The following is a 16957-nucleotide window of genomic DNA, read 5'->3' on the forward strand; positions in this document are numbered from 1 at the left end:
ATCTGCCCACCTTTCTCGTGCAACTGAATCCGCGCCTTTCAAATGTCCAGCAACTGCCAGACCTCGTAGGCCGGTGTTTCATAGGGATGGCTGTGCTTGAGCGCGGCAACGACCTGAGCGATCAGGTCATCCGCCACCACCAACTCTACCTTCCACTCCTCGACCACCTCGACCTGGCCAGTCTGCCCGAGGAACGGCTGGCTGCCATCCAACGGGCGGAACTGGCCTTGGCCGAGGGTCTGCCAGGCGCAGTGGTCATAGTCGCCGATGCGCCCGCCACCAGCGGCAAACACAGCGGCCTTGACCACTTCGACATGGCTGTCGGGGACGAAGAAGGCGAGCTTGTACACGCCTTAGTTCACCCACACCCGTGCGTTGCGGAACATGCGCATCAGCGCCGCGTCTTCCTGCCACTCGTCCGGGCGCCAGGAATTCTGCACGGCACGGAACATGCGCTCTGGGTGCGGCATCATGATGGTCACGCGGCCATCGCGGCTGGTCAGGCCAGTGATCCCGCGCGGCGAGCCGTTCGGGTTGGCCGGATAGGCCTCGGTGACCTTGCCGTGGTTGTCGACGTAGCGCAGGGCCACGCAACCGGACAGATCTGCCTCAAGCAGCGCTTCTTCGCTGGCGAATTCGGCATGGCCTTCACCGTGGGCGATGGCGATCGGCATGCGCGAACCGGCCATGCCCTGCAGGAAGATCGAGTTGGACTTCTGTACCTCGACCATGGCCACACGCGCCTCGAACTGCTCCGAACGGTTGCGCACGAAGTGCGGCCAGTATTCGGAGCCCGGGATCAGCTCGTGCAGGTTGGACATCATCTGGCAACCGTTGCACACGCCCAGGGCGAAGCTGTCGGTACGCTCGAAGAAGGCCTGGAAGGCATCGCGGGCGCGGGCGTTGAACAGCGCCGACTTGGCCCAGCCTTCGCCAGCACCGAGCACGTCGCCATAGGAGAAGCCGCCGCAGGCAACCAGGCCCTTGAACGCTTCGAAGTCGACACGACCCGAGAGGATGTCGCTCATGTGCACGTCGACGGCGGCGAAGCCGGCACGGTCGAAGGCCGCAGCCATCTCGACCTGGCCATTGACGCCCTGCTCGCGCAGGATCGCCACTTGTGGGCGCACGCCTTTCTTGATGTATGGCGCGGCAATGTCTTGGTTGACGTCATAGCCCAGCTTGACCGACAGGCCCGGGTTCTCTTCCTCGAGCAGCAGGTCGAATTCCTGGTCGGCGCAGTCGGCGTTGTCACGCAGGCGCTGGACCTGATAGCTGGTCTCGGCCCACTGGCGCTGCAGCATGCGACGGTCGTCGTCGAACAGCACTTCACCGTTGAGGCTGATGGCCACTTCACCGTTGTTGATCGGCTTGCCGATCACCGCGACGCAGTCTTCCAGACCTGCGGCACTGAACTGGGCGAGCACGTCCGGGGTGGCATCCTGACGTACCTGGATCACCGCGCCGAGCTCTTCGTTGAACAGGATCGCCGGCACTTCGGCGCGGCTGTCGGTCAGCGGATCGAGCTGCAGGTCGAGACCGCAGTGGCCGGCGAAGGCCATTTCCAGCACGGTGGTCAGCAGGCCGCCGTCGGAACGGTCGTGGTAGGCCAGCAGGTGACCATCGGCATTCAGGCCCTGGATCACGGCGAAGAACGCCTTGAGGTCTTCGGCATCGTCGAGGTCCGGTGCCTGGGCGGCGATCTTGCCGTAGGTCTGGGCCAGGATCGAGGCGCCCATGCGGTTCTTGCCACGGCCCAGGTCGATCAGGACCAGGTCGGTCTCACCCTTGTCCAGACGCAGCTGCGGGGTCAGGGTCTGGCGGATGTCGGTGACCGGGGCGAAGCCGGTGATGATCAGCGACAGGGGCGAGGTGACGCTCTTGTCGACGCCCTCTTCGCGCCACTGGGTCTTCATCGACATCGAGTCCTTGCCGACCGGAATGGTGATGCCCAGCTCAGGACACAGCTCCATGCCGACGGCCTTGACGGTGTCGTACAGGCGCGCATCTTCACCCGGGTGACCGGCAGCGGACATCCAGTTGGCCGACAGCTTGATGTCGGACAGCTTGGCGATGCGCGAGGCGGCCAGGTTGGTGATGGTCTCGCCGATCGCCATGCGCCCGGAGGCCGGGGCGTCGAGCAGGGCCAGCGGGGTACGCTCGCCCATGGCCATGGCTTCGCCGGTGTAGACATCGAAGCTGGTGGCGGTGACGGCGCAGTCGGCGACCGGGACCTGCCACGGGCCGACCATCTGGTCGCGGGCGACCAGGCCGGTGATGGTGCGGTCGCCGATGGTGATCAGGAAGCTCTTGCTGGCCACCGCCGGGTGGTTCAGCACGCGCTGCACGGCCTGGTCCAGGTCGATCTGGCTCGGGTCGAAGTCATCGCCCAGCTCGGCTTCGCGGGTGACCGAACGGTGCATGCGCGGCGGCTTGCCCAGCAGCACATCGAGCGGCATGTCCACCGGGGTGTTGTCGAAGTGGCTGTCGGTGACGGTCAGGTGCTTCTCTTCGGTGGCCTCGCCAACCACGGCGAACGGGCAGCGCTCACGTTCGCAGATAGCCTGGAAACGCTCGAAGTCCTTGGCGCTGACGGCCAGCACGTAGCGCTCCTGGGATTCGTTGGACCAGATCTCGTGCGGGGCCATGCCCGGCTCGTCGTTGGGCACGTTGCGCAGCTCGAAGCGGCCACCGCGGCCACCGTCGTTGACCAGCTCGGGGAAGGCGTTGGAGATACCACCGGCACCGACATCGTGGATGAAGGCGATCGGGTTGGCGTCACCCAGCTGCCAGCAGCGGTCGATGACTTCCTGGCAACGGCGCTCCATCTCGGGGTTTTCACGCTGTACCGAGGCGAAGTCGAGGTCGGCGGAACTGGCACCGGTGGCCACCGACGAGGCGGCGCCGCCGCCCAGGCCGATCAGCATGGCCGGGCCGCCGAGCACGATCAGCTTGGCGCCGACAGTGATCTCGCCCTTCTGCACGTGGTCTTCACGGATGTTGCCCATGCCGCCGGCGAGCATGATCGGCTTGTGGTAGCCGCGCACTTCTTCGCCGTGGGGGGTGTTGATGCTTTGTTCGAAGGTACGGAAGTAGCCGGTCAGCGCCGGACGGCCGAATTCGTTGTTGAACGCGGCGCCACCCAGCGGGCCTTCGATCATGATGTCGAGGGCATCGACGATACGCTCGGGCTTGCCGTAGGCCTGCTCCCATGGCTGTTCGAAGCCCGGGATGCGCAGGTTGGATACGGTGAAGCCGGTCAGGCCGGCCTTGGGCTTGGCCCCGCGACCGGTGGCGCCTTCGTCGCGGATCTCGCCGCCGGAGCCGGTGGAGGCGCCGGAGAACGGGGCGATGGCGGTCGGGTGGTTGTGCGTCTCGACCTTCATCAGGATGTGCACCGGCTCCTGCACCGCGCCGTACTGGCGGGTCTCAGGGTTCGGGAAGAAGCGGCCGGCGACGCTGCCGACGATCACCGAGGCGTTGTCCTTGTAGGCCGACAGCACGCCATCGCTGTGCATCTGGTAGGTGTTCTTGATCATGCCGAACAGGCTCTTCTCCTGCGCCTGGCCGTCGATGTCCCAGCTGGCGTTGAAGATCTTGTGGCGGCAGTGCTCGGAGTTGGCCTGGGCGAACATCATCAGCTCGATGTCGTTCGGGTTGCGCTTGAGCCCCTGGAAGGCGGCGACCAGGTAGTCGATCTCATCCTCGGCCAGGGCCAGGCCCAGGTCGATGTTGGCCTGGGCCAGGGCGGCACGGCCACCGCCGAGCACGTCGACCGAAGTCATCGGCTTGGGCTGGGCGTGGCTGAACAGGTCGGCGGCGTCTTCCAGGCGGGCCAGCACGCGCTGAGTCATGCGATCGTGCAGCTCGGCGGCGATCACTTGAGCATCGGCGTCGCTGAGGCTGCCGGCGACGTAGTAGGCGATACCGCGCTCCAGGCGCTGGATCGACTGCAGGCCGCAGTTGTGGGCGATGTCGCTGGCCTTGGATGCCCAGGGCGAGATGGTGCCCAGGCGTGGCACCACCAGGAACAGGCGGCCGGTCGGCTCCTGCACCGGAACGCTCGGGCCGTACTTGAGCAGACGGCCCAGCACCTGCTGCTGGTCGGCGGTCAGCTCGCCGTCGACGTCGGCGAAATGGGCGAATTCGGCATACAAACCAGTAACAGCGGGGACTTTCTGGCTCAGTTGCTCGAGTAATTTACCGTGGCGAAAGGCAGAAAGGGCAGGAGCGCCGCGCAGGATCAACATCGTCGGGACAGCCTCAAGAAGGGGTGTGCTTAGAGGCCGTGCATTCTAGCCTAATTCGATGGCTTGCGGCACCCGCTCTACGCCAGTGCTGCCGGGCGGTGGAACCGGACCCGCGAGTCAAAAAAACAGTTGCCTGCCGCACGCTTCAAGCTGCCAGTAAAAGCCCGTCGCTTCCCTGCTGATTTTGCTTGCAACTCAAGGCTCCAGGCTTGCAGCTCGCCGCAGCTACCAGACAACCCACCTATTGTCGAGATATGGCGGGACCGGTCCTTTGCGTATACTGCACGCTATGTCCGCCCACACTGCTTTGCGCCAGCGTTGCGCCAGATGGCTCTTCGCAACCGGTCTCTTCCTGCTGCTCGGTGCCTGCGTTGAAAAACCCAGCACACTGGAGCGCGTCAAGGAGGATGGCGTGCTGCGCGTGATCACCCGCAACAGCCCGGCCACCTATTTCCAGGACCGCAACGGCGAAACCGGCTTCGAATACGAACTGGTCAAGCGCTTTGCCGATGACCTGGGCGTGAAGCTGGAGATCGAGACCGCCGACAACCTCGACGACCTTTTCACACAGTTGGGCAAGCCCTCCGGCCCGGTACTGGCTGCCGCCGGTCTGGTCAGCAGCGAACGCCGTACCAGCCAGGCGAAGTTCTCCCACCCGTACCTGCAGGTCACTCCCCAGGTCATCTACCGTAACGGCCGCTCGCGCCCCACCGACGCCAAGGACCTGGTCGGCAAGAAGATCATGGTGCTCAAGGGCAGCAGCCACGCCGACCAGCTCGCCGAGCTGAAAAAGCAGTATCCGAAGCTCGAATACGAAGAGTCCGACGCCGTTGAAGTAGTCGACCTGCTGCGCATGGTCGACGAAGGCCAGATCGACCTGACCCTGGTCGACTCCAACGAACTGGCGATGAACCAGGTCTACTTCCCCAACGTGCGGGTCGCCTTCGACCTCGGTGACAATCGTGACCAGCGCTGGGCGGTGGCCGCCGGCGAGGACAACAGCCTGCTCAACGAGGTCAACGAATTCCTCGACAAGGCGCAGAAGAACGGCACCCTGCAGCGCCTGAAGGACCGCTACTATGGGCATGTCGACGTGCTCGGCTATGTCGGCGCCTACACCTTCGCCCAGCACCTGCAGCAGCGCCTGCCCAAATACGAGAAGCACTTCAAGACCACCGCCAAGACCGAGAAGGTCGACTGGCGCCTGCTGGCGGCGATCGGCTACCAGGAATCGATGTGGCAACCGGAAGTCACCTCCAAGACCGGCGTGCGCGGCCTGATGATGCTGACCCAGCGCACCGCCCAGGCCATGGGCGTGTCCAACCGGCTCGACCCGCGCCAGAGCATCATGGGCGGCGCCAAGTATTTCATGGTGGTCAAGGATCAGCTCGACGACAGCATCAAGGAGCCGGACCGCACCTGGTTCGCCCTGGCCGGCTACAACGTCGGCAGCGGCCATCTGGAAGACGCCCGCACCCTGGCCAAGCGCGAGGGCCTGAACCCCAACAAGTGGCTGGACGTGAAGAAGATGCTGCCGCGCCTGTCGCAGAAGCAGTGGTACAGCAAGACCAAGTACGGCTATGCCCGTGGCGGCGAGCCGGTGCACTTCGTGGCCAACATCCGCCGCTACTACGACATCCTCACCTGGGTCACGCAGCCGCAGCTCGAGGGCCAGACACCGACCGGCAACCTGCAGGTGCCGGGGGTCAACAAGGACAAACCGGCGGAGCAGGCAGCGCCGATGTGATGCCATCGCTGGGCAAGCCCGCTCCCACAGATACTCGTGGGCGCGGGCTTGCCCAGCGATCGATCATTGCGCTTTCGCCCGCCGCGCCTTGAAAAATTCGCTCAGGATCGCCCCACACTCCTCTGCCAGCACCCCTCCCTCGACCATCACCCGATGATTGAGAAAGCCCTGCATGAAGAACTGCCCCTGGCTCTGCACGATGCCGGCCTTGGGTTCCAGCGCCCCGAACACCACCCGCGCCACCCGCGAATGAACGATCAACCCGGCGCACATGCTGCACGGCTCCAGGGTCACGTACAGGGTGCTGCCCGGTAGCCGGTAGTTGCAGGCAGAGCGGGCTGCCGCGCGAATCGCCACCATCTCGGCATGGGCGCTGGGGTCGCTGTCGATGATCGGCCGGTTGAAACCCTGGCCGATCACCTGGCCATGCTGCACCAGCACCGCGCCCACCGGCACCTCGCCCATGGCCGCGCCTTCGGCGGCCAGGTCCAGGGCCAGGCGCATGAATTCCTGGTCGCGGCTGCGATCGATGATCTGCGCACGCATCAGACCACCGCGATCGCGGCCATCAGGCCGGTTTCCATGTGGTCGATGACGTGGCAGTGGAACATCCAGGTGCCGGGGTTGTCGGCCACCAGCGCCACCTGGGCACGTTCGTTCTTGCCCAGCAGGTAGGTATCGGTGAAGTACGGTTCGGCGATCTTGCGGCGATTGGAGCCGATCACCTTGAAACTCATGCCATGCAGGTGGACCGGGTGCTGGTACTGGGTCATGTTCTTCAACTCGAAGATGTAGCTGTTGCCCTTCTTCAAGGTGGCGATCGGCCGGTCGGCGCAGGTCTTGTCGGTGATGTCCCAGGCCTGCCCGTTGATCTGCCACAGGCTGGGCGGCTTGCCATTGTCGGCGTCCACCGAGACCTTGCCGACCCATTCGAAATTGAAGTTGAGCTTCTCGGCCTTTTCCAGGTCGGGCTCGGCAATGGGGTTGGCCGGCAGGGCCTTGGGCCAGTCGCCCGGGGCCTCGCTGCTGGTGACCGAACGCAGGGTGCCCAGGCGCACGAAGCCATCGCGCAGGGAAACCTCTTCGCCGGCCTGGGGAATACGGATGGCCAGGCAGATACGCATGCCCGGGCCGAGCCAGTATTCATCGTCCAGCGGCCGTGGCGTCACCGGGTTGCCGTCCAGCGCATAGATCATCGCCTCGCAGTTGCCCTTGAGGTTGAGGCGATAGGTCCAGGTATTGTCCAGGTTCAGCAGGCGCACCCGCACCACCTGGCCGGCCGGCAGCTCGGTGACCGAGTCGGCCTGGCCGTTGATGGTGATCAGCCGCCCAGCCGTGCCGTTGCGCGCGGCCTCGCGCGGGATGCTGAAGGGCAGCCAGGCCCCCTCCTCGTCCACGTGCCAGTTCTTCAGGCTGAGGGTGCGTTCGTGGCGAAAACCGGTCGGTTCGCGCTCCTCGACGATCAGCGGGCCGACCAGGCCGCGCCCCAGCTCCTCGGAGCTGCTGACGTGCGGGTGGTACCAATAGCTACCGGCGTCCGGCACGCGGAACTTGTAGTCGAAGTACTCGCCGGGCTTGACCGGTAACTGCGACACATAGGGCACGCCGTCCATTTCCAGCGGCAGACGGATGCCGTGCCAGTGAATGGTGGTCTCGACCGGCAGGTGGTTGATGAAGCGCACCCGCAGCCAGGTCCCCTGGCGCACCCGCAACTCAGTGCCTGGCGCCGACGGGCCGAAGGCCCAGGCCTCGGTCTTGAAGCCCGGCACCAGTTCGACATCCAGTGGCGCGGCGATCAGTTCATAGTCGTGCCCGGCGTTGTCGTCCTCGACCTTGCCCAGCCAGTAACGCGCCGCGCCTCCGGCGCCCAGGCCTACCACAACCAGGCCGGTGAGGCCCTTGAGCATTTGTCGACGGGAGAAGGACATCGGTGCAGAAACCTCGCGTTGCGCAATCAGCCTGCCAGCGGGGCTGGCGATGAAGGGCGAATACGATACACCTGCAATTGAGAAATATTAAGTGAAGTCTTGCCGCAGGGGCGCCTCAGAAGAACTCGTCCAGCAACCGATAGAACCGGGTCTTGCGTGGGTCGTCCTGAATGCCGTAGGCCGCCAGGAATGGCGACACCCATTGCTCGCCCAGGTCGGCCGCAATGTCGCGGGTGGCCAGGGCCAGGTCCTGCCAACGGTCGGCGATCCCCAGACGACCGCAGTCGATGAAGCCGCTGAAGCGCCCGTTCTCGGCCATCAGGTTCGCCAGGCAGGCATCGCCGTGGGTGACCACCCGGTCCTCGTTCGCTGGCCGCGCCGCGAGCAGTTCGGCGAACACATCGGCGGCACTGCGGCCCAGGCGCAGCGAATCGAAATCGCCCTCGTCGACCAGGCCCTCCTGCATCCGCGCCTGCGCCAGCCGCACCCGCGCCGCCAGCGCGTGATCGAACGGACACTGGGCGATCGGCAAGCGGTGGAGCTGACGCAGCGCTTCGGCCATCAGCACCATCGTGACCCGTGGCGCATGCGTCACTGTCTCGTCCAGGCAGCGCCCTGGCACGGCGCTCATCAGCAGCCAGTGCCAGCCCTGTTCGGTGAGGGCATCGATGACCTGCGGCACCAACTGGCCCTGGCCTGCCATCCAGCGCAGGCGGCAGACTTCCCCCGGAAGCTCGGCCAGCGTCGTCACTGGCTCGGCTTTCACGAACAGATCCGCTCCAGCCTCTCGACGCGCGCGCAGCACGGTTGCGCCCGACTGGCCAAGGGCCTGGGCCTCCAGCGCGAGGATGCCATGGGCCTCGCGCCAGCCATTGGGCAGGTCGTACTCGCTGATCATCGGTACGCCCCCAGAATCTCCTCGCTGGCCAGGCGTCCCAGCAGCGGCGCCAGAATGACGCCTGGATGGGCGACATTGACGTACAGCCCCTCGACCCCAGGCAGGAAGCGCCGCAGCGGCAAGCCGTCGACAGTCTTGGGACGAGACACCGCATGCAACGAACGCAAAGACAGTTCAAGGCTCGGGTGCAGCAGTCGGCGGATCTCATCCAGGCAAGCCTGCCCCAGTGCCTGCAGCCGATCCTGCCCGGGAAAATCGGCAGCTGATACCAGCCCTGCGCCCAATCCGGGACGCAACTCCAGCGACTGGCCGTAAAGCAGATGGCGCAACGGCACCGGCCTGGCATCGAAGCGCAGCAGTACGGCCGGATCCTCGAACACAGGCAGCCGCATGTCCAGCGCAGCACTCAGTTTCCCGGCCCCTATCGCGTTGGCCAGCACCACCACGTCAGCCGTGATGACAGCCTCCGCCGTACGCACCCCACAGATACGCGCCCCACGCAGGCTCAACGCCTGCACCTCGCAGTCGACGACAAGCCGCGCGCCATGCGCCTGGGCTGCGGCTAGCAGTTGGCGAGCCAGCAGATCCGGCTCCAGCGCGAACTCATCGGGTGCCCAGAGCGCCAGTTCCGGCGCCCGGACCAACGCTGGCTCCAGCTCACCGATCCGTTCACGCGCCACAGCGCACATCCTCACACCAGCGGCCTGCTGTTCGGCAAGCAAGGCCAGGGTTTCCTGCTCACTGTCGAGCCAGACCAAGGCCCCCTGCGCCGCCACGGGTAGCGGCCCAAGGGTTCGCCCCAGACGGGCGTACTCGGCCAATGCCTGCTGCTCCAGTGAAAAACGTTCGGGGTCTGCCGACGGCAGCCGGCTGGCCGTACCGACCCAGCCATAGGAATGGCCAGTGACGCCCTGAGCCAGGCCAGCTTCGCGTTCGAGCACGGTGACCCTGGCCCCTTGGCGGGCGAGATGCCAAGCGGTGGAAGCGCCGAGCACGCCCGCGCCCACCACCACTACATGAAGAGAGTTGCCCGCCATCGCCAAATGTCCTTGCATGCCCGCCAAAATCGCAGTGTGCGCAAAAATGGCAAGGGCATCTGTGAACAATCGTAGCGAAGTCGTACCCCTGGAGAGCCCAGACACGCGCCCAGGCCCCAGGCAGTCACGCTCAGTTGGCGGCCAGCAACCCGTTCAGCATCAGGTCCAGCGCTTGCAGGCCCTGCGCCAACCGTGCATCGCCATCCTCCCCCGCGGCGATCCATACCGCGGCTTCGGCCAGGCTGCCATAGATCAACGCCGTCAACGCCTGCGGCTCGGCCTGGACCATGACACCCTCCTCGACCAAGCGCTGAACCACGCGCTGCATCGTCGCCAGGCAGTGCAGGTGCGACGCCTGCGAGGCTCCACCGAGCACCGCACGCGCATCGCGCAGCACGATGCGCTGGATATCCGGTTCCAGCGCCATCTCCAGGTAGGCCCGGCAACGACGCCGGAAACCGTCCCAGACATCATCGGTGCTGTCGGTGATGCGGTTCAGGCGCAGGTCCAACTCGCCATCGATCTGTTCCACCACTGCCGCCAGCAAGCCTTGCTTGTCGCCGAAATGATGGTAGAGCGCCCCCCGGGTCAGCCCCGCGCGGGCAGTCAGGTCGTCCATCGAGGTACCGGCATAACCATGCTCACTGAACACCTGGCGCGCCGTCGACAGCAGCGTGGCTCGGGTTTCTTCCATCTCGGCGCGGGTGCGTCGGACCATCCAGCCTCTCCTTTACCTACGGATTGCATGATTACTTACATTCAAAGCGTATGTATATGATTCATTCATACGTACTGCACGTATTCTCCACAAGCCCATCCACAGTGACAAGGGACCGAATCATGAGCGCCTTCCCGTCCGGCCCGACGTCTACCCTCCGCCATCCCTGGCTGGCGGTCGGCGCGACAGGGCTTGCCACCTTCTCGGTGGTGACCACGGAAATGCTGCCAGTGGGGCTGATGGCGGCGAAACGCCCGGGCATGAGCTTGTGCATGATCGCGCTGGGCCTGTTGCTGGTGCCGCGGTTGTTCATCGGCATCGGCCAGACGCCGGCCGGCGGCAGCATTGCCTTGTTGGCCTGGGGTCTGGCCTATGGCGGGGTGTCGGTGGTTCTGATGAGCTGGATGATCAAGGCGGCACCGGCTGCCGTGGGGGTTGCCAGCGCCCTGTTCATTGCCGTGTTCAACACGGGTATTGCCCTGGGCTCGTGGGCGGGCGGACGCATCGTCGATGGCTTCGCCCTGGCCCCACTGCTGTGGCTGGCAGCAGCGGTCTTCACGATGGCACTGCTACTGGCCCTTGGCGCACGACAGCGCATCAGGGCCGGCGCCAGTTGCTGAAAGCGCAAAAGCCCGCCATAAGGCGGGCTTTTGCGTGCATCAAGTGCCGACCTGGGCCGGCAACCCGATCATTCCCACTCGATGGTGGCCGGCGGCTTGCTCGACACGTCGTAGGTGACGCGGGAGATGCCGTCGATTTCGTTGATGATACGACCGCTGACGGTTTCCAGCAGCTCGTACGGCAGGTGCGCCCAACGCGCGGTCATGAAGTCCACGGTCTCGACGGCACGCAGGGCAACGACCCAGGCGTAGCGGCGGCCATCGCCGACGACGCCAACCGACTTGACCGGCTGGAACACCACGAATGCCTGGCTGGTCTTGTGGTACCAGTCAGCCTTGCGCAGTTCCTCGATGAAGATATGGTCGGCGCGACGCAGGATGTCGGCGTATTCCTTCTTCACTTCACCGAGGATACGCACGCCCAGGCCCGGGCCCGGGAACGGGTGGCGGTAGACCATGTCGTACGGCAGGCCCAGCTCCAGGCCGATCTTGCGCACTTCGTCCTTGAACAGTTCACGCAGCGGCTCGACCAGCTTGAGGTTCATTTCCTCAGGCAGGCCACCGACGTTGTGGTGCGACTTGATCACGTGGGCCTTGCCGCTCTTGGCGCCGGCCGACTCGATCACGTCCGGGTAGATGGTGCCCTGGGCGAGGAACTGGATGTTGTCCAGCTTGCTGGCCTCGGCATCGAACACGTCGATGAAGGTGCGACCGATGATCTTGCGCTTCTTCTCCGGGTCGGCTTCGCCGGCCAGGTTGTCGAGGAACTGCTTCTCGGCGTCGGCACGGATCACCTTGACGCCCATGTTCTCCTTGAACATGGCCATCACCTGGTCGCCCTCGTGCAGGCGCAGCAGGCCGTTGTCGACGAAGACGCAGGTCAGCTGGTCGCCGATGGCACGGTGCAGCAGCGCGGCAACCACGGAGGAGTCGACGCCACCGGACAGGCCCAGCAGGACGTTGGCCGAACCGACTTGCTCACGCACCTGGGCGATGGCGTCTTCGACGATGTTGGACGGAGTCCACAGGGCTTCGCAGCCACAGATGTCCTGGACGAAGCGCGACAGGATGCGACCGCCCTGCTTGGTGTGGGTCACTTCCGGGTGGAACTGCACGCCGTAGTAGCCCAGGGCATCGTCGAACATGCCGGCGATCGGGCAGCTCGGGGTGCTGGCCAGCACATGGAAGTTGCCCGGCATCTGGGTGACCTTGTCGCCGTGGCTCATCCACACGTCCAGGCCCAGTACGCCGTCATCGTCGACGTGGTCTTCGATGCCATCGAGCAGGCGGCTCTTGCCGACCACGTCGACACGGGCGTAGCCGAACTCGCGCAGGTCGGAACCTTCGACCTTGCCACCCAGTTGCTCGGCCATGGTCTGCATGCCGTAGCAGATGCCCAGCAGCGGCACCTTCAGGTCGAACACGGCCTGTGGCGCGCGCGGGCTGTTGGCTTCGTGGACCGACTCGGGGCCACCGGCCAGGATGATGCCGCGCGGGTTGAATTCGCGGATCGCTTCATCGGCCATGTCGAACGGGTGCAGTTCGCAGTACACACCGATCTCGCGCACGCGGCGGGCGATCAGCTGGGTGTACTGGGAACCGAAATCGAGGATCAGGATACGGTGAGCGTGAATGTCGAGGGCCATGACTCAATCTCGTCAGTGGAAATCGGAAACGACGCGGGGCTGTTCGTGACAGCCCCGCTTTCGGTTATTGCTGGAAGCCTCAGCCTACGCGGTAGTTAGGGGCTTCTTTGGTGATCTGCACATCATGCACGTGGGACTCGGCCATGCCGGCACCGGTGATGCGCACGAACTCCGGCTTGGTACGCATCTCTTCGATGGTCGCGCTGCCGGTGTAGCCCATGGACGAACGCAGGCCGCCCATCAGCTGGTGGATGATCGCGGCCAGGGCGCCCTTGTAGGGAACGCGGCCTTCGATACCTTCCGGTACCAGCTTCTCGGCACCCGCCGAGGAGTCCTGGAAGTAACGGTCGGAGGAGCCTTGCGCCTGCGCCATGGCACCCAGCGAGCCCATGCCGCGGTAGGCCTTGTAGGAACGGCCCTGGAACAGTTCGACTTCACCCGGCGCCTCTTCGGTACCGGCGAACATCGAGCCCATCATCACGCAGGAAGCACCGGCGACGATGGCCTTGGACAGGTCACCCGAGAAGCGGATACCACCGTCGGCGATCAGTGGCACGCCAGTGCCTTCCAGCGCCTCGGCGACATTGGCGATGGCGCTGATCTGCGGCACGCCGACACCGGCGACGATACGGGTGGTGCAGATCGAGCCAGGGCCGATACCGACCTTGACCGCGTCGGCACCCGCTTCGGCCAGGGCCTTGGCGGCAGCGCCGGTGGCGATGTTGCCGCCGATCACCTGGACTTGCGGGTAGGTCTCTTTCACCCAGCGAACACGATCGATAACGCCTTTGGAGTGACCGTGGGCGGTGTCGACGACGACCACGTCAACGCCGGCGGCGACCAGGGCGGCAACGCGCTCGCCGGTATCCTTGCCGGTGCCGACCGCGGCGCCGACGCGCAGGCGGCCCTGGTCGTCCTTGCTGGCCAGCGGGTAGGCCTTGGCCTTCTCGATGTCCTTGACGGTCATCATGCCCTTGAGGGCGAACTTGTCGTCGACGATCAGGACTTTTTCCAGGCGGTGCTTGTGCAGCAGCTCGCGGACTTCGTTCTTGTCGGCGCCTTCGCGGACGGTGACCAGACGCTCTTTGGGGGTCATCACGTCGCGGACCTTGGCGTCCAGGCGGGTTTCGAAGCGCACGTCACGGGAAGTGACGATACCGACCAGGTCGCCGTTCTCCAGCACCGGTACACCGGAAATGTTGTTCAGGCGGGTCAGGTCGAACAGGTCGCGCACGGTGGCGTCGGCTTCGATGGTGATCGGGTCCTTGACCACGCCAGCCTCGAACTTCTTGACCTTGCGGACTTCGCCGGCCTGCTGCTCGATGGTCATGTTCTTGTGGATGATGCCGATACCGCCTTCCTGGGCCATGGCGATGGCCAGACGCGCTTCGGTCACGGTATCCATGGCGGCGGAAACCAGGGGAATGTTCAGCTCGATGCCACGAGTCAAACGGGTCTTGAGACTGACTTCATTGGGCAGTACCTCGGAGTAGCCAGGTACAAGGAGGATATCGTCGAAAGTCAGGGCTTCTTGGCTGATACGCAGCATCGCGGGGGCTCCCGGGAGGGAAAAATGGAAGCGCGCCATTATACCCATCCATGGCGCGCCGCTCAATGCAAAAAAGGGGCCTTCGGTCTAAAGATCGACACTCGCGCCATCATGGGGCAAACCCGCTGCCACAAAGCCCAGGGCCATATCCGTGGAAGCGGGCTGGCCCCCCGCGACAAGGCTCAGGACCTTTCATCAATCGACCTTGACCTGTACGACCGCCACCGGCTGGTCGAGCCAGTCGGCAAAACTGGCAAGGAAGGCCTGGGTGAAACCGGCCTCGCCCCAGTTGTTGAAGATGAACCCCAGGTTGGAAAAGGCACACGGCTGCAGGTAGAGGAAGCCGTTGATGTCATCCTCGAAGCCGCACAGCGGGCAGGTGAAGTTGTCGCTCACCCCCGGCATCCACTCCTCCAGGCTCTCGAACAGCGGCTCGCCGACCTCGCGCCGGCACTCCGGGCAACCGGCCTCCTCGAGAAAACCTTCGGTGGGGGTATAGATGCACCGCTTGAGCATCACCTCCAGGCCATTGACCTGCTCGCCGAACGGCAGTTTCCCGGGGTGCAGGGCGATCTTGCGCGCCCCCTCGGCCAGGGCGTAGCCCATGCGGTTGCCGGTGCGACCGCAGGTGCTCAGTTGCTCCTCGACGATCTTCTCGCGCACCAGCCAGCGCAGGATGGCACGGGCCCGGGCTTCGTGGACCGGCACGGTGGACAGTTTGGGGACGATGATGCTCTGGGTGTTCATGCTTGAGGCGGGCCTGCGGACTGCGGTAATCGCGCAATTCTACCGCCTGCTCAGGCGCTCAGGTAGCGACCGATCAACGCCAGGCCGCTGGCCAGCACCAGCCAGGTGACCAGGCGGATGAACGCTTCGCGGGACAGTTTCAGGGTCAACCGCCTTCCAAGCCACGAACCGATGAACATCACCGGCAACAGGCAAGCCGCCAGTATCAGCAAGCTGCTGTCGGCGTACACCCCGGCGATCAGGAACAGCGACAGGCGCACCACGGTGCTGCAGCTGATCAGCGCGACCTGGGTCGCCCGCGCCTGTTCCTTGGACCCCAGCCGCGCACTGAGGTAGAGCGCATACAGAAAGCCGCCACTGCCGAACAGGGCGCCGAACAGCCCACCCAGGGTCCCGATCGGCAGTGCCCACAGACGCGAAAGGTGCGCAGGCCGCACCTTGATCGCCAGACCGTAGATCGCGTAGGCGGTGACGAACACGCCCATCAGCAACAACAGCAGGTCGGACTTCAGGTGCAACAGGAACACCACCCCCAGGGTGCAGCCCAGGGCCATGCACGGCAGCAGCCGCAGCAACTCCCCGCGCACCACGTCCCGCCGCGATGGCAACAGGTTGCCGAAGGCCGCGACGAAGTCCAGCAGCACCAGCAGCGGGATGATCCGCGACAGCGGCATGAAGTGGATCAGTACCGGGCCGGCGACCAGTGCAGTGCCGAAGCCGGCGATACCGAAGACGATGTAGGCCAGCGCCACACCGAGCATGATCGGCAGCCAGTCGAGGGCGGAGAACGACAGTTGAGCGAGCATCGTGGCGGTTTCCTGGAAAGACAGCCGAAGGTTAGCCAGCCAGGAGCCATGCCGACTAATATGACTTTGCGCCACAAGCCATCTTGAAAAGGCATGACATGACTTCGATCCGCCAACTGCGTTACTTCGTCGAGATCGCCGAGAGCGGCAGCTTCAGTGCCGCCGCCGAACGCCTGTACATCGCTCAATCGGCCCTGAGCCGGCAGATCAAGGAACTGGAGCTGCGACTCGAGACGCCACTGTTCGAACGCACCGCACGCCAGCCACGCCTGACCGCCGCCGGATCGGCCTTCCTCGACCGTGCCCGGCGCCTGCTGGCCGACCTCGACAAGGCCGAACGCCTGGCCCGCGAGGTCGGCCAGGGCGTGCGTGGCAGCCTGCGCCTGAATCACTCCAGCACCGTGCCGCTGACCGGGCAGCTGCTCGAGCGCCTCGGCGGCTACCTTGGCAGCAACCCCGGGGTATCGCTGGAGATCGCCCAGCAATCGTCGGAGGCGCAACTGGAGGACATTGCCGAAGGCCGCCTGGAGATCGGTCTGCTGCGCCTGCCGGTGCTGCGCCAGCATGAGGGCGTGGAACTGCACGCGCTGTTCGATGAGCCCTTGTTGCTGGCGGTGGCGACAGGGCATCCATTGGCCACGGCGGCCAGCGTACGGCTTGCCCAGTTGCGCGAAGCGCGCTTCATCTCCATACCGCATCGCCAGCGCGGCGGCTTGAGTTATCTGTCGGCATCCCTGTGCATGGACGCAGGGTTCTTCCCGCAGGCGGCACAGGTGGTGTCGCGCAAGACCACCCAGTTGCAGTTGATCCAGGCGGGATTCGGGGTGGCGCTGCTGCCAGCCAGCATGCGCGAGATCGCACCGCCCTCGGTGTGCTTCGTGCCGCTGGCCGAAGCCTGCCAGAGCACCGTGGCGCTGGCCTGCCGGCGCGGTGCCGGGGAGCTGGTACAGCAGTTTGCGGCAGCGATGATGAATTGAGATCTCGCCGCGCCCCTTCTTGATAGGAGCGGCC

General features: G+C 65.1%; 13 protein-coding genes and 1 pseudogene. 3 read left to right on the plus strand and 11 right to left on the minus strand.

The features are described 5' to 3' along the window. Positions 1–38 precede the first annotated feature (38 nt). Together F3J43_RS04420 and purL are read right to left on the minus strand one after the other, a co-directional pair. Complete coding sequence (locus F3J43_RS04420; protein ID WP_166883605.1) at positions 39–350, minus strand: YqfO family protein; 312 nt, start codon at positions 348–350, stop codon at positions 39–41. A 3-nt stretch (positions 351–353) separates the two neighbouring features. Next, positions 354–4250: a phosphoribosylformylglycinamidine synthase gene (gene purL, locus F3J43_RS04425; RefSeq protein WP_166883606.1), complete on the minus strand. Its 3897-nt coding sequence runs from the start codon at positions 4248–4250 to the stop codon at positions 354–356. A gap of 289 nt (positions 4251–4539) precedes the next feature. Here purL and mltF point away from each other — a divergent pair, with 289 nt between their 5' ends. Continuing rightward, positions 4540–5997 carry a membrane-bound lytic murein transglycosylase MltF gene (mltF, locus tag F3J43_RS04430; protein ID WP_166883607.1) on the plus strand — a complete coding sequence of 486 codons (1458 nt, stop codon included), beginning with the start codon at positions 4540–4542 and terminating at the stop codon, positions 5995–5997. 63 nt (positions 5998–6060) lie between these two features. Here mltF and tadA read toward each other — a convergent pair whose 3' ends face one another. The 5 genes and pseudogenes from tadA to F3J43_RS04455 all read right to left on the minus strand — a co-directional run bounded on the left by tadA (position 6061) and on the right by F3J43_RS04455 (position 10578). Continuing rightward, positions 6061–6543 carry a tRNA adenosine(34) deaminase TadA gene (gene tadA / locus F3J43_RS04435; RefSeq protein WP_166883608.1) on the minus strand — a complete coding sequence of 161 codons (483 nt, stop codon included), beginning with the start codon at positions 6541–6543 and terminating at the stop codon, positions 6061–6063. Next, complete coding sequence (locus F3J43_RS04440; protein WP_166883609.1) at positions 6543–7925, minus strand: multicopper oxidase family protein; 1383 nt, start codon at positions 7923–7925, stop codon at positions 6543–6545. Before F3J43_RS04440 ends, tadA begins: the two co-directional genes overlap by 1 nt. Before the next feature lie 115 nt (positions 7926–8040). Further along, positions 8041–8798: pseudogene (locus tag F3J43_RS04445) on the minus strand (APH(3') family aminoglycoside O-phosphotransferase). A 21-nt stretch (positions 8799–8819) separates the two neighbouring features. Continuing rightward, complete coding sequence (locus F3J43_RS04450) at positions 8820–9929, minus strand: NAD(P)/FAD-dependent oxidoreductase (protein ID WP_166883611.1); 1110 nt, start codon at positions 9927–9929, stop codon at positions 8820–8822. Between the two features lie 61 nt (positions 9930–9990). Beyond that, complete coding sequence (locus F3J43_RS04455; protein WP_166883612.1) at positions 9991–10578, minus strand: TetR/AcrR family transcriptional regulator; 588 nt, start codon at positions 10576–10578, stop codon at positions 9991–9993. A gap of 122 nt (positions 10579–10700) precedes the next feature. Here F3J43_RS04455 and F3J43_RS04460 point away from each other — a divergent pair, with 122 nt between their 5' ends. Further along, a complete protein-coding gene (locus F3J43_RS04460; RefSeq protein WP_166883613.1) occupies positions 10701–11198 on the plus strand; it encodes an MFS transporter in 498 nt (165 codons plus the stop codon). Positions 11199–11266: 68 nt separating this feature from the next. On the opposite strand, the gene guaA is transcribed toward F3J43_RS04460, so the two are convergent. The 4 genes from guaA to F3J43_RS04480 all read right to left on the minus strand — a co-directional run bounded on the left by guaA (position 11267) and on the right by F3J43_RS04480 (position 15946). Continuing rightward, positions 11267–12844, minus strand: coding sequence for a glutamine-hydrolyzing GMP synthase (guaA, locus tag F3J43_RS04465; protein ID WP_166883614.1), 1578 nt, complete (start codon positions 12842–12844; stop codon positions 11267–11269). Between the two features lie 79 nt (positions 12845–12923). Continuing rightward, positions 12924–14393 (minus strand): IMP dehydrogenase, encoded by a 1470-nt coding sequence (guaB, locus tag F3J43_RS04470; protein WP_166883615.1) that lies wholly within the window; start codon positions 14391–14393, stop codon positions 12924–12926. Between the two features lie 195 nt (positions 14394–14588). After that, positions 14589–15140, minus strand: coding sequence for a sugar ABC transporter ATPase (locus F3J43_RS04475; protein WP_166883616.1), 552 nt, complete (start codon positions 15138–15140; stop codon positions 14589–14591). A gap of 50 nt (positions 15141–15190) precedes the next feature. After that, the gene (locus F3J43_RS04480) at positions 15191–15946 is read right to left on the minus strand and encodes a sulfite exporter TauE/SafE family protein (protein WP_166883617.1); all 756 of its coding nucleotides are present in this window, start codon (positions 15944–15946) and stop codon (positions 15191–15193) included. 98 nt (positions 15947–16044) lie between these two features. Here F3J43_RS04480 and F3J43_RS04485 point away from each other — a divergent pair, with 98 nt between their 5' ends. Beyond that, positions 16045–16923 (plus strand): LysR family transcriptional regulator, encoded by an 879-nt coding sequence (locus F3J43_RS04485; protein ID WP_166883618.1) that lies wholly within the window; start codon positions 16045–16047, stop codon positions 16921–16923. Positions 16924–16957: the final 34 nt, after the last annotated feature.

The sequence above is a fragment of the Pantoea sp. Cy-639 genome (genome assembly GCF_011752525.1).
GTDB lineage: Bacteria > Pseudomonadota > Gammaproteobacteria > Pseudomonadales > Pseudomonadaceae > Aquipseudomonas.

Excerpts from the sequence above, each read along its gene's own strand:
- mltF (WP_166883607.1), top strand. The coding sequence starts at position 4,540 with ATGTCCGCCCACACTGCTTTGCGCCAGCGTTGCGCCAGATGGCTCTTC.
- F3J43_RS04475 (WP_166883616.1), bottom strand. The coding sequence starts at position 15,140 with ATGAACACCCAGAGCATCATCGTCCCCAAACTGTCCACCGTGCCGGTC.
- F3J43_RS04460 (WP_166883613.1), top strand. The coding sequence starts at position 10,701 with ATGAGCGCCTTCCCGTCCGGCCCGACGTCTACCCTCCGCCATCCCTGG.
- purL (WP_166883606.1), bottom strand. The coding sequence starts at position 4,250 with ATGTTGATCCTGCGCGGCGCTCCTGCCCTTTCTGCCTTTCGCCACGGT.
- F3J43_RS04455 (WP_166883612.1), bottom strand. The coding sequence starts at position 10,578 with ATGGTCCGACGCACCCGCGCCGAGATGGAAGAAACCCGAGCCACGCTG.
- guaB (WP_166883615.1), bottom strand. The coding sequence starts at position 14,393 with ATGCTGCGTATCAGCCAAGAAGCCCTGACTTTCGACGATATCCTCCTT.
- F3J43_RS04480 (WP_166883617.1), bottom strand. The coding sequence starts at position 15,946 with ATGCTCGCTCAACTGTCGTTCTCCGCCCTCGACTGGCTGCCGATCATG.
- tadA (WP_166883608.1), bottom strand. The coding sequence starts at position 6,543 with ATGCGTGCGCAGATCATCGATCGCAGCCGCGACCAGGAATTCATGCGC.
- F3J43_RS04485 (WP_166883618.1), top strand. The coding sequence starts at position 16,045 with ATGACTTCGATCCGCCAACTGCGTTACTTCGTCGAGATCGCCGAGAGC.
- guaA (WP_166883614.1), bottom strand. The coding sequence starts at position 12,844 with ATGGCCCTCGACATTCACGCTCACCGTATCCTGATCCTCGATTTCGGT.
- F3J43_RS04440 (WP_166883609.1), bottom strand. The coding sequence starts at position 7,925 with ATGTCCTTCTCCCGTCGACAAATGCTCAAGGGCCTCACCGGCCTGGTT.